Here is a 20,715-nt window from a genome sequence, read left to right as displayed (position 1 = left end):
CTTATGGCTTTTCAATTTTCACTTTACGGCCTTTCAGTAGTTTTCTGATCCAAAAACGGTTTGGGTGAAGAGCCGCTAGTGTTTCATTATCCAGTGGTAATGGCTCATCAAAGATCTGCCCGGCAAGAATTTCTGCACTGAGTGGCGCAGAGCATAATCCACGAGAACCTAATGCCCCGATAACAAATAGATTGGAATAACAGGGTGCATCTGTAATGGGGCTCCCTGTGCGGATTTTTTCTGGTAAATCTTGATAATCTGTCATTATTTTATTGAGATCCGGCACATTTCCCACCATTGGCATATGGTCGCGAATAACGCAGCGAATACCTTGGCGGGATTGTTTAGCAGAAATATCAACCTGATTTGTCCATTCGGCATCAGGTAAACATTTCAGCAATCGATCACGGTTCTCCTGTTGTTCTGTTTCAGAATATTCACTATCAAGCCGATGACGCTGATAACTGGCGCCGATACAGTGGTGTTGATTGGTTGGATTAGCCGGTGTCATATAACCATCGTAGCAAAGCACATTTTGCAATTGGCTCAAATCAGTTGTGGTTGGGATGTGACTGACTTGACCACGCACAGCAGTTACCGGTAGTTTCTCGGTTTGTTCAAATTGAGGTAGATGATGACCGTTGGCAATCACCACCGTTTTGTGTTGTGCGTTTAATGGTTGTCCTTGATCCATAAGATGCAGTTGCCAGCCATGTTGGTTGTGGTTAAGCGCAGTAACTTGATGATTGAAGCAACAGAGCATTCCTTGCTGTTGTGCCAACTTTGTTGCTGCTTTAGTGAGTTCAGCCGGGCATAGCCATCCGCCTTGTGGATAGTGAATGCCGTGGTGATGAATATCTAGCCCACATTTTTCACTCAACTGGTGACAATTCATACCGATAGCGAGTTCATTCGGCCATTCTGTTGCCAGCATTTTCTCAATTTTCTTGCTACTTTTTTCGTCATAAGCAAGCTGGCTGACACCACACCATTGATGGTCGAAATTAATTCCCTGCGCTGATAACTGCTCATATTGGCGGCGAGCAAAGGTAAATGCGGAGATAAAGAATTTTTCGAGTTCGTTATTACTACCGTTCAGTAGCGGGTAAAGTGCTCCTTGGCGATTACCAGATGCACCTTGTGCCGGGGCTGCATCCTGACAATAAAGAGTCACCTGTGCTCCACGACGCAATAGCGCAAGTGCGGTAAGAATACCGGCAATTCCTCCGCCGATAATAGCGATATCATCGGTGTGGCTTGCTGGCGGCCGGGCAAACCAAGGTGCTAGTAGTGGCTGATACTTTTGAGTTGCCAGAACCCCAGTAAGCATTTCTCTTTTGCGTCCGAATCCTTTGATTTTACTGACATTAAAACCAGCTTGTTGTAAACCGCGACGGACGATACCAGCAGAAGTAAAGGTTGCAAAGGTGCCTTCTGGATGGGCAAATTGTGCCATTGCAGCAAACAACTGTTCACTCCACATTTGCGGGTTTTTGGCAGGCGCAAAGCCATCTAAAAACCAGGCATCTATTTTGCCGTTAAGACTGGAATCCATTGTTGGTAACAGATCATTGACGTCACTAAACCATAAATCCAATGTGACAGCGCCATTCGCCATAATCAATCGGTGGCAACCAGCCAGTGGTTGAGGCCATTGTTGACAAAGTTGCTGTGAAAAAATTGCAAGCTCAGGCCAACGTTGATGAGCGGCTTTTAAGTCATTGGTTTTCAGTGGATATTTCTCAAAACTGATGAAATGTAGACGTTTCAATGGCGCATCAGGATTTTGCTGTCGAAATGCATCAAATGCTTGCCAGAGTGTCAGAAAATTTAATCCCGTTCCGAAGCCGGTTTCCGCGATTACACAACTAGAACGGGAATGGGTGCAGAATCGTTGGGGAAAGTGGTTACCGTTGAGAAATACATAACGGGTTTCTTCCAGCCCATCCTGATTTGAGAAGTAAACGTCATCAAACTGTGTTGAAACTGGAGTACCTTGATCATTCCAACTTAGGGTTGCGGTACAAATAGCAGAATTTTTCACGGTAATGCCTGTAATATTGCTGATAATAATGCGATTTTAGCGAGGTTGGGGTTGATGTACCACCTGGCAGAAGAAAAGGGTGGAAAAGTGCTGAGCCTTGCTTGCGGTATGTGCGGTTATTGGAAGAAGCAGGGGCATTAAGCATTAATATTGCTGTTTCCATGCTGAACACCTAATCCGGATAGACAGTATTCAACGTGTTAAGACGGAGGTGGAAACGGCGAAGCTGACTCATATGTTGCTAATATAAATTACAAGCCCATTCCCTTATTATAAAAGTTTATTTATTGGAAAGTATTGACTGATTAGTCCATTGATATTCTCATTTATTTCTCTTTCCTTGAGGAGCATAAGGATTAGAAAAAAATAGATGTTTGTTTCTGATTTTTTGCTGTACCCGTTATCTTTCAAGTTACCTTTTTGTTGACTGCATTCACTCCGGTCATATAGTTATCTATGCTCCCGGGGATTCTCTCCCTTGCCGTCGCGATGCATCTTGAAATCTATTGGGTATAGACTCTAATAACCGCTGATTTTTACTGGATATAATCATAATTAATCCGTAAAGCGTGATGAATGCGCCAATTAGGATATGATTTTGTTGTGAGGCAATTGGTTCAATTTTGTTAAATTTGTTGCTGTATTGTGATAAAATATTTATGTCCATATTAAAAGCCACTAAGATCCATATGATACCAACGCTCAGTAGAAGATAACCAAGTCCTCTCATTATTAACCCCCATTAGGATTATTAGGTAAAGTTACCTAGGTCTTACAATGAACCGACCATTTGCATATGACATAGCATAATTACCATCATTTTTTGTGTGAATAATGGCTTTATCAGTTGATAAAGTCAGAAAATTTTCTGTTCTAAAACATTTGTTACTGTAAGCTTGAGTATTTTACGTAATTCAGTGAGTAATATAACATAGGGATTGATTCATTTCATGAAAATTTTATTCATCCTTATTATTCTCAGTTATTAAATTTGTTTCTAATTAGCAAGAAATTTAATAAAAATAGCAAGTATAGCAACCTCTATATAAATATAAGCCTACTAATCATTATTCGGATGCTTGACAAATTTATGTGTATTGCATTGATATTATTATCCTTAACCTAAGTTTTTGATGGAAATTATGAGTGTTTTTGATCTTATTGTTTACCAAAATAATTCCTATCTGAAATTTATTTTTATCTATTAAAATCTAAATCTTTTTTACTGTATTCTATGAAAGTTAACAGTTATTTTGACGTGAAAACATATTTGGGATTTTTAGAGAGGTGAATTTTTCTTCGTAATTTTATCCTGATCGGACTTGTTCAGCGTACAAGTGTACGCTAAAGTGCTACATAGCATAGATGGAAATCCAGCAGATAAACATATTTAATGAGGTATTTAATGAAGCGTGTAGTGATCACTGGCTTGGGTATTGTTTCCAGCATTGGTAATAATCAGAAAGAAGTACTGGCATCTCTGAAAGAAGGTCGTTCCGGGATAACTTTTTCTGAAAAATTCAAAGAGATAGGAATGAGAAGCCATGTATGGGGTAATGTAAAACTGGATACCTCCGGATTGATAGACCGAAAAATTCAGCGTTTCATGAGCGATGCCTCTGTTTATGCTTATCTGGCGATGGAAGAGGCAATTAAAGATTCTGGTCTGGCTGATGATCAGGTTTCCAATATTCGTAGCGGATTGGTAGTCGGTTCTGGTGGTGGTTCCCCGCATAACCAGGTTGCGGGTGCTGATGGGATGCGTACTCGTGGTTTGCGTGGTGTGGGACCTTATATGGTAACCCGCTCAATGGCTTCCGGTGTGTCAGCTTGCCTTGCAACTCCCTTTAAAATCAAAGGGGTAAACTACTCTATCAGTTCTGCATGTTCTACTTCTGCCCATTGCATAGGTCATGCAGCTGAACTTATTCAGTTAGGAAAACAGGATATTGTTTTTGCCGGTGGTGGTGAAGAACTCTGTTGGGAAATGAGTTGTGAATTTGATGCAATGGGTGCACTTTCAACGAAATACAACGAAACGCCAGAAAAAGCGTCCCGTACTTACGATAAGAGCCGTGATGGTTTTGTTATTGCTGGCGGCGGCGGTATTGTTGTTGTGGAAGAATTGGAGCATGCATTGGCACGCGGCGCGCACATATACGCTGAAATTGTTGGTTATGGAGCAACCTCTGATGGTGCGGATATGGTTGTTCCATCTGGCGAAGGTGCGGTTCGGTGTATGAATATGGCACTGCAAGGTGTGAAAGGTTCCATTGATTATGTGAACACGCATGGTACATCTACTCCTGCGGGTGATGTGAAAGAGTTGGAAGCGATCAGTGAAGTCTTTGGTGATACAACACCGGCAATTTCTGCAACAAAAGCGATGACCGGCCATTCACTGGGTGCTGCTGGTGTACACGAAGCGATTTATAGCCTACTAATGTTAGAGCATGGTTTTATTGCACCAAGTATTAACATTGAAGATCTTGATGATAAAGCGGTAGGCATGAATATCATCACTAAACCTACTGAGCAAAAGTTGAATACGGTAATGTCCAATAGTTTTGGTTTCGGTGGTACTAATGCTTCTTTGGTGATGAGTAAGTATTCAGCTTAATTTCCCTCATCACAGGCTATTTCGATCGTGTCCAAACAACAAGGGTCGTTATTTGATGCATCTTAGGTGACCGCGTACAGCGAGTCACCTTTGTGTATACCCGTCATCTTCCAAGTTGCCTCTTTATTGGCTGCACTCGCTCACCCCGGTTACATCGTTATCTATGCTCCCGGGGATTCACTCCCTTGCCGTCGCGATGCATCTTGAAATCCATAGGGTATAGGCTTTTATTTATTACGTTTTGTTTTCAGTAGCCATTTGCTGAATACGGCGCTTGCGGATAATTCGTAATATTGGTGGAATAATCAGAACCAGAGCTGCTAGTATCAATAAACTCTGAGTAATTGTGCTGCTCCACAGAATGCTAAATTCTCCGTTACTAATAGAAAGTGCGCGACGTAAATTTTGTTCCAGCATTTCTCCCAATACGAAACCGAGGATTAATGGCGACATCGGGAAATTCATCTTCCTCAGAATGTAGCCAAAAATACCCAACCCTACCATCAACAGAAGATCAAATGTCGTACTGTGTATGGCGTATACACCAACCGCTGAAACAGTAGCAATAGCTGGAACAAGAAACCAGAGTGGGATAGTGAGCATCCGTGTAAATAGACCTATCATTGGGATATTCATAATCAGTAGGATAATATTGGCAATCAATAAAGCCGCAATTAACCCCCAGACGATATCCGGCTGTTCAGTGAACATTCCCGGCCCAGGCGTAATATTATAGAGCGTTAATGCCCCCATCATAACGGCAGTGGTGCCTGAACCTGGTACTCCTAATGTTAGCATTGGAATAAAGGAGCCACAGGCCGAGGCATTATTAGCCGCTTCTGGTGCTGCTACGCCGCGAATATCACCTTTACCAAATGAATCGCTATTCCCACTGAGCTTCTTCTCAGTCATGTAGGTAATTGCGCTGGCAATAGTCGCTCCTGCGCCAGGCAAAATACCGACAAAGAAACCGATAAAGGATGACCTAAGCGTTGGTATGGCGCATTCAGCCGCTTCCTTGCGATTGAACAGCAGACGGCCTGTTTTGCGGATAATGGTTTTGCCGGCGGAGGTACTCTCTAACATCAGCAAAATTTCGCTGACAGAAAACAGACCTATTACCACAACAATAAATTGAATGCCATCTGACAGATGAACATTGTCGAAGGTAAAACGATAAACCCCGGTGTTGGCGTCTACTCCGACAGTTGCCAGACCCAATCCTATTAATGCTGCTAATAGTGATTTCAGCGGATTCTGGCTCATCATGCTACCCAGACAAGCAATAGCAAAAACCATAAGTGCAAAATATTCAGCAGGGCCGAAAGCCAGTGACCACTGCGCCAGTAATGGTGCAAACAAAATAATGCCGAAAATTGCCAGCAAAGAACCACAGAAAGAACTCACCGCGGAAATAGACAGCGCCACACCTGCACGGCCCTGTTTGGCCATCGGATAACCATCTAATGCGGTCATAATGGCAGCGGCATCACCGGGAACATTCAGCAGAATCGATGATATACGCCCACCATACTCACAACCGATATAAACAGTTGCCAATAAGATCAGGGCAGATTCAGCAGGCAGTTTTAAAGCGAAAGCCAGTGGCAGCAGAATCGCGACACCATTAATCGGCCCAAGCCCCGGTAGCAGCCCAACAATCGTACCGACAAAACAGCCAATTAAAGCAATAATCAGGTTTTGCGGTACCATTGCAACTTCAAAACCTTGACTGAGATACATCCAGGTTTCCATAAATTCTCCGTCAGTTGAGCCAGCTACCGAGAGGCAGGGTTACGTCAAGTAAGCGATCAAAGGCGAAATATAACGTGACGCCAAGGAACACCCCAGAAATGATTGCGGCAGGCAGTGTTGCGTTAAACAACAGCGCGACACTGAATGTCAGCAGCGCTGTAGCCAGAGGAAAACCAAGCCACTCGAATGACCAACCATAAATAACCAAAGAGAGAATCAACAGCATTAGGCGACGGATAACGGGGGCACTAGGCCAATTGCTCTGCTCTGGTTTTTTGAAAAGTAGTAGTAAAGCACAGAGTGCCATCAGAGACAGAATGATCATTGGGAAAGGTCTGGGCCCTAGAGGTTCATAAGTGTATTCGCTCTGAATTCCCCAACCAATAACCATCCCAATGGCACAGAGTACTAACCAGATAGTAGCAAAGATACGATCGCTCATGATGATAACTCTATTATTTGGCTAAGCCAAAAGCTCTGGCTTGTTCACGATATTGTTCAACCTGTTTTTTCACATAGCTGTCCAATTCTTTGCCGGTCATGTTGAATTCGAACAACCCACGGATATCGCGTTGTTTTTTAAAAGCATCTGTTTGTTGTAGTTTATTAAAAGTATCAACCCACCATTGATACTCTTCGTCAGAAACTTTTGGTCCCATGTAAAATCCGCGGATAATCGGCCATACCAAGTCATAACCTTGCTCTTTGGCAGTAGGAATATTGGCTAAATCACCATCCAGTCGTTTATCTGCATAAACAGCCAGAACCCGGATTTTGTCTCCATTCAGATAAGGTACCATCTCGCTCAGATCACCGGAAACCGCCTGAATATGATTACCCAGCAGGGCGGTAACAGGTTCACCACCTCCCTCAAAAGCGACATAACGCATTTTGTGAGGATCAATTCCAACCTCTTTTGCCAGCAGTGCGGTTTTCATCCAGTCCTGACTACCGATAGAAGCGCCGGCACCAAATACAATGCTGTTGGGATTATCCTTAAAAGCATTCATCAAATCGTTCAGGGTACGGTAAGGTGAATCGGCACGGACAGCGATCATTCCATAGTCAGTACCAACACTTGCCAGCCAGCGAACATCGTTAACGTTATAGCGACCAAATTTCCCCTGAGACAAATTGAGCAGAGAGCCGCCAGAAAAGGCGACAATGGTTCCCGCTTCAGTAGGTCGTTGTGCGACGATAGCATTGTAAGCGACAGCACCGACACCACCAGGCATAAAAGTGACACGCATAGGTTTGCTGATCTCTTTCGTATCCAGTAGTGAAACTTGGACCAGCTTGCAAGTCAGGTCGAACCCGCCCCCCGGTTTTGCAGGGGCAATACATTCGGTCCGGTTAGGTGCACTGGCAGAAAAAACACTGCTTGTGCTAAATAGTAAAGCGGTTGCGGCTAACATTTTGATCGTTATAATTTTCATTTGTTTGCTCTCATCAATACGCTTGTAAGATATAATCACTACAAACAGACCTGGTTGACTTAATTAGTAATAACAAAACCTTTCATTTACCTTTCATTAACAAGAAAAGTTGTTGATATGTGATTTCAATCGCTTAAATTTGCGTAGCGTTTCGCATTAATGAGTTTACAAATGGCTACAGGCTTCCTTTTTTGTTTTGGTTTGTTGTAAGTTTCTCGTAGCTTTGATGTTGCTCTGTTTTACTCGCGGTAACTTTACATTCGACTAAGGAGGTATTATGCAAATGGTAATTATTTATTTATGCAATGTGTCAAATTAAATGGAAAATTTATTGAATATAATCAGACTTTATCTTGAGGAAATCTGAATTGAGGAAATGATGAGAAAATTGATTCTTTGTAGTGCTATGGGTAGTGCTATGGCTTTTGCTTTGGCGGGATGTAAAACAGGACTCAGTACTTCGGTATCTGTTAACCAACTGTTATCTGAACAAGTTAAAACGGTGACATCTGATTTGTTAGTTGAAGTCAGTGCCTGTGGTGATTATAAAGACTCCAGACAACCATCAAAATCATTGTTAGACACTCAAGAAAAAGTGCCGGCTATTTTTGCCAATGCGGAATACGTGGAATGTTTTAGAAAAAGTATGGATTCGTTTGCTTACTTTAAAGTTCCTGTGAGTGTAGGGCGTTCAAGTATAACTGGTTCTACTAAGGGCATTCATCTTTACGGTAATGGCGCAGATATCTTGGTGATAAGCGTGCCAAAAGAGATGAAGAAGAAAATTAACCAGATAGATAGTTCAATGGCATCAAAGACCAAAATCTCAATTAATATTAAGAATGATACCGATAAAGTTTTAAAAATGACGGGGTTATCTGCATTTCTTAATGATAAAGAGCCGATGGTGATATCGGATTTTAGTTTAAAAGTAGGTAGTGAAATAAAACTCACTTTGTCTAATGTCTCTGTGGCGTCTGCATTGGATGAACGTTTTGATTTTACTCCTGTGCTCATGGCAATATCTGAATAAATGGAAACGGTAATAGAGAGCTATTACTTAATTCGGTATGACAAAATATCCTGTTATTTATAGCGAGGTATTGGGGTATGAAAATGGAATTGAGTTGAATTGAGTTAGTGTCTGACTATTTTTCAGAAAAATAGGTGTGGCGATATAAACTGGAAATATAGTTATGTCTGTAATTATATTTATACCTTATGGATTTCAAGATGCATCGCGGCGGCAAGGGAGTGAATCCCCGGGAGCATAGCGAACTATGTGACCGGGGTGAGCGAGTGCAGCTAACAAAGAGGCAACTTGAAAGATGATGGGTATATTTATATTAATCGATTAGATATTGAATATATGCGCTTACTTTTAGTGGAAGACCACCCTGAATTATTGCATTGGCTGCAAAAAGCACTGAGTAGTTCAGGATTTGCTGTAGATGTTGCTAGTGATGGCATAGTTGCTGATCAATTATTACAGACAGAAAACTATGCATTATTGATTCTGGATGTTTCTTTGCCTAGGTTGGATGGGCTTTCTCTGTTAGTTCGTTTGCGTAAGCGTGGGCAAAATTTGCCGGTATTATTATTAACGGCGAAAGCCGATGTTTCTGATCGAGTGAAAGGGCTTAATTCTGGTGCCGATGATTACCTGACGAAACCTTTTGATTTACAGGAATTGGAAGCACGTATCCGGGCATTACTTCGGCGTAGTGCAAGTGTTCTACAGGAGACGCTGACATTCGGCTCCCTTATTTATCAGGATGATGGTTACTTTGTTCTGAACGATGAGCCATTGGCTTTGACACCAAGGGAACTTTCGGTTTTGACAACATTGTTCCATCGTCGGGGGAGGCCTGTTTCTAAACAACAGCTCTTTGAACAGGTATTTGCACTGTCAGATGAAGCAAACCCACAAAGTATTGAACTTTATGTACACCGGATTCGGAAAAAATTGTCAGGCAGTAATGTGGGGATCAGTACATTACGGGGATTAGGTTATCGTCTGGAGCGCCAAAAAGATGACATGGTTTAAAGTACCGAACTCATTGTTTCATCAGTTACTCTTGTTTTTTGGTGTTCCACTGTTTGTGTTGGGTTGTTTATCGGTTGGCACCCATTATTTTAGTGCAGAGAATGCGGCGACATTGGCTTATGACCGTACTTTATTGGCATCTGCTCGAACTGTGGCAGAACGGCTGACTGTTAAGAATAACCAATTAATTGTCGATGTACCTTATGTGGTTCTGGATAGTTTTGAGCGAAATATGAATGATAGGCTGTTTTATCAGGTGTTATCACCCGAAGGGGAAATCATTTCCGGTTATGATGATCTGCCTTTGATCCCTAAAGATACGGTTCGCTCCAATTTATACACGGCTTTAGTTTATTTCTATGATGCTGAATATCACGGACATCCTATTAGGGTTGCTGCTCTTTATCAGCCGATCAATGAAGGGGGAATGATGGGAATGGCGTTGATACTAGTTGCTGAAACAGTGGCTTCCCGTCATTATCTTGCTCAACAATTATTAATATCTTCTTTGATGAGCCAAGGAACCGTGGTTGTGTTGACTCTGATTCTGGCTTATTTTCTGTTGAAGCAGTTACTTAAACCACTACATAAACTTTCTGGCGTCATGGTCCGTCGTCCCGCTAATGATCTGACTCCGTTACCGGATATGTTGCCTTGGTCGGAACTTTCCCCATTGTTATATGCATTTAATCGTTATATAGAGCGACTAAAATTGATGGTGAGTCGGCAGGAGAGGTTCAGTGCGGATGCTTCTCACCAACTTAGAACACCATTAACAGTATTAAAAACGCAAGTAGCGGTAGCGCTTGCCAGCAAAGATCCAATGCAATGGAAAGAAAGCTTACAGGCCATTGATAGTACATTGGATAACACTATCTCTCTGACGGATCGTTTATTACAACTCTCTCGTTTGAAAGCGCATGAAAAGGAAGCCGTTCGGGATTATAGGCCGGTTAATCTAGTCGAATTGTTGCAACAGGCATGTTTTTCTCGTTTGCAACAGGCTGAAAGTAAGAATATCGATTTGGGTTATGAAGGCGAAAATGCTCAATGGATCAAGGGGGAAGCTGTATTACTGACGGAAATGTGTGCTAACTTATTGGACAATGCAATTAAATATACACCGGAAGGTGGCATTGTTACGACTAGAGTGATTCTGAACTCTTGTAAGACATACTGTTATTTGGAAGTGGATGACAGTGGGCCAGGGATTGCTAAAGAAGAAGTTAATTTGTCTCTGATGGCTTTTAATCGCCTTGATAATGCTGCGGGGCATGAAGGGGCAGGATTAGGATTAGCTCTGGTAAAAGATATCGGTATTTATCATGGTACTCATCCCCAATTATTGCCCAGTGAAACACTGGGCGGTTTATTAGTAAGAATTCCTTTCAGGCTTTCTGATGATTAATTTTCTGAGGTTTTTTTGTTTTACGATTAAAAAGAGGAATGCGTAATTGTTGTGCCAGTATGACCCCTAGCAGTGTTATGCTGCCACCAATCAGATGGTAACTATGCATTTTTTCATGTAGCACCAGAATAGCGATAATAGCTGTAAATATCGGTGTTAAATTCATAAATATGGCAGCAGTATTAGCGCCAAGTTTTATGACACCTTGTATCCATAAATAGGGAGCAATGATCGAGGCTGGAATACTGGCAAATAAGACTAACGAGATATTGTCGGCATTCAATTGAACATCTTTGGTCAACAGGAAATTTGGCAGCAATAGCAGGACGCCAAAAGCAATCTGCACATACAGGGATTGCCAGTTGGGTAATGGAATAGACCAGTGTTTGGTTAACACGCCATAGAGTGCGTAGGAGATGGAAGCAATCAACATCATCAATTCACCGCGGCCTAAACCGTGTTGCAATAATGATATGGGATCACCGGCGCTGACCAACCAGACTAAACCAGACAGAGATAGAATGGTACCAAGAGCAATACCGACAGTGGGGATAGCACGTAAAACAAATATACTGATGACAACAGTCAAAAGAGGAATCAATGAGCTAAGAATTCCCATAAATGTTGCACTGATACTCTGTGCAGCGTAATAGGCTAGGCTTTGATAAAGTACCATGCCAAGTGCGCCAAGAATTAATAATTTCCACCAATATTGACAGACTGTTTTCCATCGACGAATGACAGAGAGTACAACAAAGGGTGTTAATGTGAGAAAGGCTAGGAACCAGCGATAAAAAGAAATTGCCGCCGGATCAATAGCTGTAGCGGAGGCTTTACTTACTACGGCATTAATTGACCAAATCAGGACTGCTAGAAACGGGAAAATTATATTCATATAGATAGTCGCATTGAGATAAAAATGAGTGTGTTTAGTCTAATGGTGTCTGATTTATTATATACATATCCTATGGATTTATGTTTGGTTAATACGCCAAAGAGTGCGTAGGAGATGGAAGCAAGTAACATCATCAATTCGCCGTGGCCTAATACGACAGCCGTACTTATTTCTCTTAACAGAAAAGACACTCATAGAAAAGCTTAATTCATGCGGTTTCTCAGAATTGTGAGCATCAAAGAAAATGCAACTTTCTGGTATCTACGGCTGTAGTACTAAACCGTGTTGCAATAATGATATGGGATCACCGGCGCTGATCAATCAGATTAAACCAGACAGAGATATCGTTTTTTTGCCAACATAACTAACTTTTTATATTTAAGGAGTTAAATATGCCAGCAGCTCAAGCTTATGCTCCACCCGGTTTTTGGGGGCCTTGGATTGATTTACAAGGATGGTTTGGTAGTAACAGCCACGGTGTTATACCCTATGGATTTCAAGATGCTTCGCGGCGGCAAGGGAGTGAATCCCCGGGAGCATAGGTAACTATGTGACCGGGGTGAGCGAGTGCAGCCAACAAAGAGGCAACTTGAAGGATAACGGGTATAGATATACTTTCGATACAGAATCACAGGCTCCATCCACTTTTTCCGTTGAAATACAATATGTAGATGAACCAACACTAAAAACGATACAAACTATAGGCCCTGGTGATTATCTGGTCCGTAGTAACGGCGGAATAGGAACAGATAGAATCAGGTGTAAAAGTCATTCTATAGGACAAAACATTAGAATTACTTGGTAATTTATTTTAATATACTGTTAATTGCAGCCCTACCCGAACTTTAAGTAGGGCTATATTCTGTAAAATCGTTCAGTATAGTAGGATCAAAATTATGAGAAATTTATTGGTTATTATGTTACTTATATCGGCCATAACAGGGTGTTCTAGTAATCCAGATAAACAAGTACAAAGAGAAGATGGATTGAAATTTACATTCTCATCCGGTGATAAATTTATCTTAACCCGAGCCTGTACAGATCAAATCGATTATATAGGGGTAGATGAAGGCGGTAATAACCAATTAGCAATAGTGGTAAAAAAAAATAAGCCCTGTTTTCCCTACCTTGATACATTAATCAATAAAAATATCGGCTCCCAAGTGACAATATCATTCAAAGGTATACCTATTATATTGAATACCATCCAAACTGCTTTAGGCCCTTCATTCAGAATGGCGGTAAAAGATACACAACAAGCCATGAATATCGTTGATATATTGAAAAACTAAATAGTAATCAGTTCCTTGCTAAAAAATCAATTATACCCTATGGATTTCAAGATGCATCGCGACGGTAAGGAAACGAATCCCCGGGAGCATAGATCACTATGTGATCGGGGGGGCGTGAATACAGCCAACTTTTTTGATGTGGGTTATAGCTCATCTTCTGCTTTTATCGCTATGTTTCAGCAATTGGCAGGCACGACACCGGAACGTTTCAGGAAAAGTTAGCAACAAAAGAAACCGTTATTATGGGTTTTGTTATAATTAAATGGCAGAATAGTTCGCTACGTCCGTTTTAATGCCACAGGATGGAATTAAGTGAAGATTCTGGTTGATGAAAATATGCCTTATGCTGATCAACTATTTCAGCAATTGGGGGATGTACAAGCTATTCCGGGGCGTGCGGTACCGGAAGGTGTACTGGATCATGCTGATGCATTTATGGTCCGCTCAGTGACTAAAGTTAATGAAGAATTACTGAAAGGCCGCGCGGTAAAATTTATCGGTACGGCTACCGCAGGGACTGATCATGTGGATCAGTCGTGGTTATCTCAGGCTGGAATCGGGTTTTCAGCGGCGCCGGGATGTAATGCCATTGCTGTGGTTGAATATGTTTTCTCAGCGTTAATGTTGCTAGCTGAACGTGATAATTTTGAGCTTAAGGATAAAGTTGTCGGAATCGTCGGTGTCGGTAATGTCGGAAGTAGACTGGCGGAACGGTTAGCCGTTCTTGGTATCCAGACACTTTTATGTGATCCGCCAAGAGCTGCCAGAGGGGATATCGGTGAATTTTGTCCACTGGAAAAATTGGTCAAAGAGGCGGATATTCTGACATTCCATACTCCATTGAATCTATCGGGCCCCTACAAAACACACCATTTGGTAGATGCTGAATTATTGTCGGCTTTGCCGGATAACCGCATATTGATTAACGCCAGTCGCGGTGAAGTTATTGATAATCAAGCGCTGCTTGCTGCATTGAAACGCGGCAAGAAACTGAGTGTTGTTCTGGATGTTTGGGAGCCGGAACCTGATTTATCCCTACCATTACTGGAATTAGTTGATATTGGTACACCGCATATCGCGGGTTATACCCTCGAAGGTAAAGCGCGTGGTACCACACAGGTATTTGAAGCTTACTGTGAATTCCTTGGTCAACCCCGTAAAGTGGCTTTATCTGATCTCTTGCCAGAGCCAGATTTCAGCCGGGTTACCCTGCATGGAAATGTCACTCAAAGTACACTGAAGCGGTTGATGCATTTAGTGTATGATGTACGCCGCGATGATACCCCGTTACGGCAAGTTGCTGATCAAAAAGGGCAATTTGATTATTTGCGTAAAAACTATTTAGAACGCCGGGAATGGTCATCCCTAACTGTATGTTGTGATAATAGAGAGAGTGCTGAGTTGCTAGCTGCTCTTGGTTTCAGTACAGAACTGATTTAATCCGTGCAGAAATATATCTGCATGTCAGAAAGATAGATGGAGAAAACCAACATGTCAGAAGGTTGGAATATTGCCCTATTGGGTGCGACAGGGGCAGTAGGTAAAGCGATATTGGCGTTATTACAAGAGCGTCAGTTTCCCGTTAGTGAATTGTACCCTCTCGCCAGTGAGCGCAGTGCCGGTGAAAGCCTGCGTTTTAATGGCAAAAATTTTGTTGTTGGTGATGCTGCTGATTTTGACTGGTCACAGGTACAGCTCGCTTTTTTTGTGGCTGGGTTAGAGGCCACGACACAATATATTGAAAAAGCGACAGAAGAAGGTTGTTTGGTTATCGATAGCAGTGGGTTGTTTGCTATGGAACCTGATGTACCTTTAGTTGTTCCGGGGGTGAATCCTCATGTTTTGGCGGATTATCGTAACCGAAATATTATTGCCTTGGCAGATAGTATGACCAGTCAGGTACTGACAGCCATTAAACCGCTGGTGGATGCGGCTGGAATTGCACGTTTGCATTTGACTAATCTGTTTTCTGTTTCTGTTCACGGCAAAGCGGCAGTTGATGAATTAGCCGGGCAGAGTGCTCGTTTGCTTAATGGCATCCCTTCGGAGCCCGGTCGTTTCAGTAAACAACTGGCATTTAATCTTTTGCCGTTGCCAACAGATGCTGAAGGTTCTGTGCGTGAAGAGCGTCTCCTTGTGGATCAGATACGCAAAATTTTACAGGATGAGGGATTACCCATTTCAGTGAGTTGCGTTCAGTCTTCCGTTTTTTATGGCAATGCTCAAGTAGTCCATTTGGAAACATTGCGTCCGGTTGGGGTGGAAGAAGCACGAGAAGAATTAGAGCGGATGGTTGATATTAACGTTGCATCAGATGAAGGCGATTATCCAACTCCAGTGACAGAAGCATCGGGTAATGATGTGCTGAGTATTGGTTGTTTGCGCCATGATTATGGTATGCCGGAAATATTACAATTCTGGTCTGTGGCCGATAACATCCGGTTTGGTGGTGCATTAATGGCTGTTGAGACAGCGGAAAAACTGATTCAGGAGCAATTTTACTGATGTTCGGTACAGAACAAACAGGATCTGTGCCAGATTCAAAGATGAAAATTGCATTGGGAATTGAGTACGATGGCAGCCGATATTATGGCTGGCAGCGTCAGCAGGAAGTAAAAAGTGTTCAGGGATGCCTTGAGGAAGCACTATCAAAAGTTGCCGATGAACCCATATCGGTATTTTGTGCTGGTCGGACCGATGCTGGAGTACATGCAACAGGGCAGGTTGTGCATTTTGAAACGTCTGTTCAGCGCAAGGATGCGGCGTGGACAATGGGCGTGAACGTATATTTACCGCCGGATATTGCTGTTCGTTGGGTGAAAACCGTGGATGACGGTTTCCATGCCCGTTTTAGTGCAACTGCTCGGCGATATCGTTACATTATTTTTAATCATCGTTATCGTCCAGCAGTGCTGGCCAATGGTGTGACCCATTTTCACTATCCACTGGATGAAAAGCGGATGCATCAAGCTGCGCAATGTTTATTAGGGGAAAATGATTTTACCTCTTTCCGTGCAGTTCAATGCCAATCTAAAACGCCTTGGCGTAATGTGATGCATATTAATATCAATCGTTACGGACATTACGTCGTCATAGATATTAAAGCCAATGCTTTTGTGCATCATATGGTGCGTAATATTGCGGGTAGTCTGATGGAAATTGGCTGTGGGAATCAGGATATTAACTGGATGGCCCAGTTGCTTGCTTTAAAAGATCGGACGAAAGCCGCTGCGACGGCAAAAGCAGCAGGGTTGTATCTGGTTGCTGTTGATTATCCGGTGCAATTTGATTTGCCTGGCGCTGTTATGGGGCCTCTGTTTTTGGCAGATGATCTGATTTAACATTTCTAGTTGCCGACACGGATGTTTTGGCATAGCGGGGAATATTATGGAATTTCTGACTCATTTTGTTGATTTTGCCAAATTTATTATTGATTTCATTCTCCATATTGACATTCATTTAGCCGAGCTGGTTGCACAATATGGTGATTGGGTATATGGCATTCTGTTTCTGATTTTATTTTGTGAAACAGGATTGGTGATTACTCCGTTTCTGCCGGGAGATTCGCTGTTATTTGTTGCCGGCGCTTTAGCGGCTCTGGGCTCAAATGATCTGAATGTGCATATCATGGTGGTATTGATGATTACTGCGGCTATTATTGGTGATGCGGTGAACTATGCTATTGGTCGCATTTTTGGCGAAAGGTTATTTACTAACCCAAATTCAAAAATTTTCCGCCGCAGTTATTTAGATAAAACACATGAGTTTTATGAAAAACATGGTGGGAAAGCAATTATTTTGGCGCGATTTGTACCCATTATTAGAACATTTGCACCATTTGTTGCAGGTATGGGGAAAATGTCTTATCGTCGTTTTGCTGCTTATAACGTGATTGGCGCACTAGTTTGGGTACTGTTATTCACCTATTCTGGTTATATATTCGGTGATATGCCAATGGTACAACAGAATTTGAAACTGTTGATTGTCGCTATCATCTTTATTTCAATCCTGCCCGGAGTGATTGAAATCTGGCGTCATCGTCGTGCGGTGATGAAGCAGAAGAGTGATAACCGGTAACAGGTTTGAGCAGTTTTTTATCCACACTGTAATAGCATTGTGGTTTAATGGCACACAATAACAAAACTGGCATAAGCCAGATTCAGACGGAAAGATCATTCAATGAGCTGGATTGAAAAAATTCTTAATAAAAGCAACATTACCCAAACGCGTAAAGCGAATATCCCAGAAGGGGTTTGGACTAAATGTGATAGTTGCAGTCAGGTGCTCTACCGTGCTGAGCTAGAGCGCAATCTTGAGGTTTGCCCTAAATGTGATCATCACATGCGTATTTCGGCGCGTACCCGCTTGGCTACATTCCTTGATGAAGGGGCAACGGCGGAATTAGGAGGGGAATTAGAGCCAAAAGATATTCTTAAATTCCGCGATTCCAAAAAGTATAAAGATCGTATATCAGCAGCGCAGAAGCAAACCCAAGAAAAAGATGCGCTAGTCGTGATGAAAGGTACCCTGAGTGGTATGCCAGTTGTTGTTGCTGCTTTTGAATTTGCATTTATGGGCGGTTCCATGGCTTCGGTTGTTGGTGCCCGTTTTGTCCGTGCCGTAGAACAGGCGTTGGCAGACAATTGTCCTCTGATTTGTTTTTCTTCCAGTGGTGGCGCTCGTATGCAAGAGGCATTGATGTCACTGATGCAGATGGCGAAAACCAGTGCTGCTTTAGCAAAAATGCAGGAACGCGGTTTGCCTTATATCTCTGTCATGACCGATCCAACAATGGGCGGTGTTTCAGCAAGTCTGGCGATGTTGGGTGATATCAATATTGCTGAACCAAAGGCATTGATTGGTTTTGCCGGGCCACGAGTGATTGAGCAGACTGTTCGTGAAAAATTACCGTCCGGTTTCCAGCGTAGTGAGTTTTTGCTGGAAAAGGGGGCAATTGACATGATTGTTCGTCGCCCTGAAATGCGTGACACACTTGCCAGTTTACTTTCTAAACTAACTCATCAGTCGCAGCCAGGTACTAAGCCAATTGTTGCTGAATTTGTGGCCGAACCCGCTGATGTTGAGGCGGATATTCAAATAAGTACCAATAAAGAAGATGTCTGACACTTTACAAATTCCTCAAGCCACGTCGCCATTGATGACGTGGCTTTCCTACCTTGGGAACCTGCATGCTACGGCCATTGATATGGGGCTTGAGCGTGTGGGGAAACTTGCCCGAACTTTGGCGTTGGTTAATCCTGCACCTAAAGTGATAACCGTATCTGGTACTAATGGTAAAGGTACTACCTGTTGCACGATAGAATCTATTCTGTTGGCGGCTGGGCTGAGAGTGGGTGTTTACAGCTCTCCGCATCTTGTACGTTATACCGAAAGAGTTCGTATTCAGGGTAAAGAGTTACCTGAACAGGAATTCTGTCGTGTATTTGCGGATATTGAATCTCGTCGCGGTGATATTTCGCTGACTTATTTTGAATATGGCACATTAGCGGCTTTGCAACTGTTTAAACAAGCTTGTCTGGATGTGGTCATCTTAGAAGTCGGCTTAGGTGGGCGACTGGATGCGACAAATATTGTGGACGCCGATATTGCCGCTATTACCAGTATTGCAATTGATCATATTGATTGGTTGGGTGCCGATCGCGAACATATTGGTCGTGAGAAAGCAGGTATTTTCCGTAAAGATCGCTTTGCCGTGGTTGGTGAGCCGGATATGCCATCTTCTATTGCGGAAGTTGCGGGTGAATTAGGAGCCAAGTTGTTCCGTTGTGGCGTTGACTGGCGTTTCTCTCAACAGGATAAAAATTGGCACTGGCAATCTGATGATAGGCTATTTAGCAACCTACCTTTGCCAAATGTTCCTCTGATGAATGCTGCAACGGCGATGGGTGTTATTTGTTGCTTGTTACGACAAGATGATAAAGTCAGTCGAGCTATTAATGAGAGTGCAATCCATCAAGGGCTACAGAAAGCGCAGTTGCCTGGGCGTTTCCAGATAGTTCGTGAAAATCCATTGTTGATCTTGGATGTGGCTCATAATCCCCATGCGGCGGCTTATCTGGTACAGAAATTGGCCCAGTTGCCCTGTCAGCCGGGCAGTAGAATCCTTGGTGTAGTGGGTATGCTAGGTGATAAAGATATTGCCGGTACGCTGACTTGCCTGTCACAGCAAATAAATGAGTGGTATTGCGCTCCGTTGACTGAGCAGCGTGGTGCAGATGCACAGACACTGGCTCAGCATCTTGGACAGCCACGAGTATTTACTGATGTGGAAAGTGCTTGGCATCAGGCGATGGCTGATGCTGATGAGCAAGATATTGTTGTCGTTTGTGGCTCATTCCACACGGTAGCATATGTCATGGAGGCTCTGGACAGGGAGAAAGGAAGTGGCAAGTAAATTTCAGAATCGTTTGGTGGGTACAATTGTGTTGGTAGCATTGGGTGTCATTGTGCTGCCTGCGTTGTTAGACGGCAACAAGAAATATAACGAAGATAAATTTGCATCAATTCCCTTGGTTCCAAAGCCAGGGGATGAGCAAGAAATTGACTCTATACCTCCTCTTAATCCACCAATATTATCAGTGCCTCTGGAAGATGAGACAGAGGCATTGCAGCCAGAAACACTGGAGCAGCAGGAAATACCATTGGTTACCACTCCTCAGCCTGCGCCGATAGTCCCTCCTGCTGTTCAGCCAGAAATGAAGCCTCAACCACAGATTAAGCTTGAACCAAAACCAGATACGAAGCTGCCAGCACCGGCGCTTAAACCTAAACCAAACATTAAGCCAGAGCCGAAACCTGAAGTTAAACCGGTTGAAGCCGCCCCGCAAGGGCAGGCTTATATCGTACAGCTGGGTGCTTTGAAAAATGCCGGAAAGGTAGATGAAATCGTTGCCAGACTACGTTTGTCTGGTTATCAGGTTTATACGGTTCCTTCCTCTCCGGTTCAGGGGCAATTAACGAGAATATATGTCGGTCCGAATGCTTCTAAGCACCAACTTGACTCGGCATTATCAGAATTGAAAAGTTTGACTGGGTTACAAGGGCAGGTAAGGAGTTACAGGCCGTAATAAAAGTGGGTGATGCCTATGTGACAAATAGGACAACTATCATGAAGAAGTAAATATTAAGTGACTGCGGCGATGATGATGATTCAAATTCGTCGCCTTAATTATTTTCAGCGGGATAGGAAATCTGCTA

At 42.8% G+C, this 20,715-nt stretch carries 20 protein-coding genes and 1 pseudogene; 15 read left to right on the top strand and 6 right to left on the bottom strand.

What is annotated here, in order from left to right; translation table 11 throughout:
• Position 1: 1 nt before the first annotated feature.
• Positions 2-2,044, bottom strand: a complete 2,043-nt coding sequence (mnmC, locus tag SLS51_RS13045; protein WP_323839071.1) for a bifunctional tRNA (5-methylaminomethyl-2-thiouridine)(34)-methyltransferase MnmC2/FAD-dependent 5-carboxymethylaminomethyl-2-thiouridine(34) oxidoreductase MnmC1 — start codon at positions 2,042-2,044, stop codon at positions 2-4.
• Positions 2,001-2,207, bottom strand: a complete 207-nt coding sequence (locus SLS51_RS13040; RefSeq protein WP_323839070.1) for a hypothetical protein — start codon at positions 2,205-2,207, stop codon at positions 2,001-2,003. The genes mnmC and SLS51_RS13040 overlap by 44 nt, the downstream gene beginning before the upstream one ends.
• Positions 2,208-3,449: 1,242 nt before the next feature.
• Between SLS51_RS13040 and fabB the strand changes: the two genes are divergently transcribed.
• Complete coding sequence (fabB, locus tag SLS51_RS13035; protein WP_323839068.1) at positions 3,450-4,664, top strand: beta-ketoacyl-ACP synthase I; 1,215 nt, start codon at positions 3,450-3,452, stop codon at positions 4,662-4,664.
• A gap of 234 nt (positions 4,665-4,898) precedes the next feature.
• Here the strand turns inward: fabB and SLS51_RS13030 are convergent, their stop codons facing one another.
• Genes SLS51_RS13030 through SLS51_RS13020 form a run of 3 tightly spaced genes read right to left on the bottom strand, consistent with a single transcriptional unit; the run spans position 4,899 to position 7,855 of the window.
• Positions 4,899-6,419, bottom strand: coding sequence for a tripartite tricarboxylate transporter permease (locus SLS51_RS13030; protein WP_323839066.1), 1,521 nt, complete (start codon positions 6,417-6,419; stop codon positions 4,899-4,901).
• Between the two features lie 10 nt (positions 6,420-6,429).
• A complete protein-coding gene (locus SLS51_RS13025) occupies positions 6,430-6,861 on the bottom strand; it encodes a tripartite tricarboxylate transporter TctB family protein (RefSeq protein ID WP_323839064.1) in 432 nt (143 codons plus the stop codon).
• Between the two features lie 13 nt (positions 6,862-6,874).
• Entirely contained in the window at positions 6,875-7,855 is a 981-nt protein-coding gene (locus SLS51_RS13020; protein ID WP_323839061.1) for a Bug family tripartite tricarboxylate transporter substrate binding protein, read from the bottom strand.
• 376 nt (positions 7,856-8,231) lie between these two features.
• Here SLS51_RS13020 and SLS51_RS13015 point away from each other — a divergent pair, with 376 nt between their 5' ends.
• The 3 genes from SLS51_RS13015 (at position 8,232) to SLS51_RS13005 (ending at position 11,310) form a co-directional block, all read left to right on the top strand.
• A complete protein-coding gene (locus SLS51_RS13015; RefSeq protein WP_323839059.1) occupies positions 8,232-8,888 on the top strand; it encodes a DUF7424 family protein in 657 nt (218 codons plus the stop codon).
• Between the two features lie 336 nt (positions 8,889-9,224).
• The gene (gene tctD / locus SLS51_RS13010; protein WP_323839122.1) at positions 9,225-9,902 is read left to right on the top strand and encodes a transcriptional regulator TctD; all 678 of its coding nucleotides are present in this window, start codon (positions 9,225-9,227) and stop codon (positions 9,900-9,902) included.
• Complete coding sequence (locus SLS51_RS13005; RefSeq protein ID WP_323839056.1) at positions 9,889-11,310, top strand: sensor histidine kinase; 1,422 nt, start codon at positions 9,889-9,891, stop codon at positions 11,308-11,310. The genes tctD and SLS51_RS13005 overlap by 14 nt, the downstream gene beginning before the upstream one ends.
• On the opposite strand, the gene SLS51_RS13000 is transcribed toward SLS51_RS13005, so the two are convergent.
• Positions 11,291-12,205 (bottom strand): DMT family transporter, encoded by a 915-nt coding sequence (locus SLS51_RS13000; protein ID WP_323839054.1) that lies wholly within the window; start codon positions 12,203-12,205, stop codon positions 11,291-11,293. The two genes, SLS51_RS13005 and SLS51_RS13000, sit on opposite strands and share 20 nt — an antisense overlap.
• Before the next feature lie 392 nt (positions 12,206-12,597).
• Between SLS51_RS13000 and SLS51_RS12995 the strand changes: the two genes are divergently transcribed.
• The 11 genes and pseudogenes from SLS51_RS12995 to dedD all read left to right on the top strand — a co-directional run bounded on the left by SLS51_RS12995 (position 12,598) and on the right by dedD (position 20,585).
• Positions 12,598-12,747, top strand: a complete 150-nt coding sequence (locus tag SLS51_RS12995) for a hypothetical protein (RefSeq protein ID WP_207631884.1) — start codon at positions 12,598-12,600, stop codon at positions 12,745-12,747.
• Positions 12,748-12,755: 8 nt separating this feature from the next.
• Positions 12,756-13,010 (top strand): colicin Z C-terminal domain-related protein, encoded by a 255-nt coding sequence (locus tag SLS51_RS24135; protein ID WP_369293941.1) that lies wholly within the window; start codon positions 12,756-12,758, stop codon positions 13,008-13,010.
• A gap of 91 nt (positions 13,011-13,101) precedes the next feature.
• Complete coding sequence (locus SLS51_RS12990; RefSeq protein ID WP_323839050.1) at positions 13,102-13,497, top strand: hypothetical protein; 396 nt, start codon at positions 13,102-13,104, stop codon at positions 13,495-13,497.
• A gap of 132 nt (positions 13,498-13,629) precedes the next feature.
• Positions 13,630-13,719: pseudogene (locus SLS51_RS12985) on the top strand (AraC family transcriptional regulator); the annotation flags it as partial.
• Positions 13,720-13,809: 90 nt separating this feature from the next.
• Positions 13,810-14,937 carry a 4-phosphoerythronate dehydrogenase PdxB gene (gene pdxB / locus SLS51_RS12980; protein ID WP_323839048.1) on the top strand — a complete coding sequence of 376 codons (1,128 nt, stop codon included), beginning with the start codon at positions 13,810-13,812 and terminating at the stop codon, positions 14,935-14,937.
• Positions 14,938-14,988: 51 nt separating this feature from the next.
• Positions 14,989-16,002, top strand: a complete 1,014-nt coding sequence (locus SLS51_RS12975; RefSeq protein ID WP_323839046.1) for an aspartate-semialdehyde dehydrogenase — start codon at positions 14,989-14,991, stop codon at positions 16,000-16,002.
• A gap of 41 nt (positions 16,003-16,043) precedes the next feature.
• Positions 16,044-16,838 (top strand): tRNA pseudouridine(38-40) synthase TruA, encoded by a 795-nt coding sequence (gene truA / locus SLS51_RS12970; RefSeq protein WP_323839120.1) that lies wholly within the window; start codon positions 16,044-16,046, stop codon positions 16,836-16,838.
• Between the two features lie 46 nt (positions 16,839-16,884).
• Positions 16,885-17,574, top strand: a complete 690-nt coding sequence (locus tag SLS51_RS12965; RefSeq protein ID WP_323839044.1) for a DedA family protein — start codon at positions 16,885-16,887, stop codon at positions 17,572-17,574.
• 102 nt (positions 17,575-17,676) lie between these two features.
• A complete protein-coding gene (gene accD / locus SLS51_RS12960; RefSeq protein ID WP_323839042.1) occupies positions 17,677-18,621 on the top strand; it encodes an acetyl-CoA carboxylase, carboxyltransferase subunit beta in 945 nt (314 codons plus the stop codon).
• Positions 18,614-19,912 (top strand): bifunctional tetrahydrofolate synthase/dihydrofolate synthase, encoded by a 1,299-nt coding sequence (gene folC / locus SLS51_RS12955; RefSeq protein WP_323839040.1) that lies wholly within the window; start codon positions 18,614-18,616, stop codon positions 19,910-19,912. Before accD ends, folC begins: the two co-directional genes overlap by 8 nt.
• Entirely contained in the window at positions 19,902-20,585 is a 684-nt protein-coding gene (gene dedD, locus SLS51_RS12950) for a cell division protein DedD (RefSeq protein WP_323839038.1), read from the top strand. The genes folC and dedD overlap by 11 nt, the downstream gene beginning before the upstream one ends.
• Positions 20,586-20,715 lie beyond the last annotated feature (130 nt).

The sequence above is a fragment of the Photorhabdus africana genome, from assembly GCF_035181445.1.
GTDB classification, from domain to species: Bacteria; Pseudomonadota; Gammaproteobacteria; order Enterobacterales; family Enterobacteriaceae; genus Photorhabdus; species Photorhabdus laumondii.
Note: the sequence above shows the minus strand (reverse complement) of the source record. Positions and strands in the feature narration are given on the sequence as shown.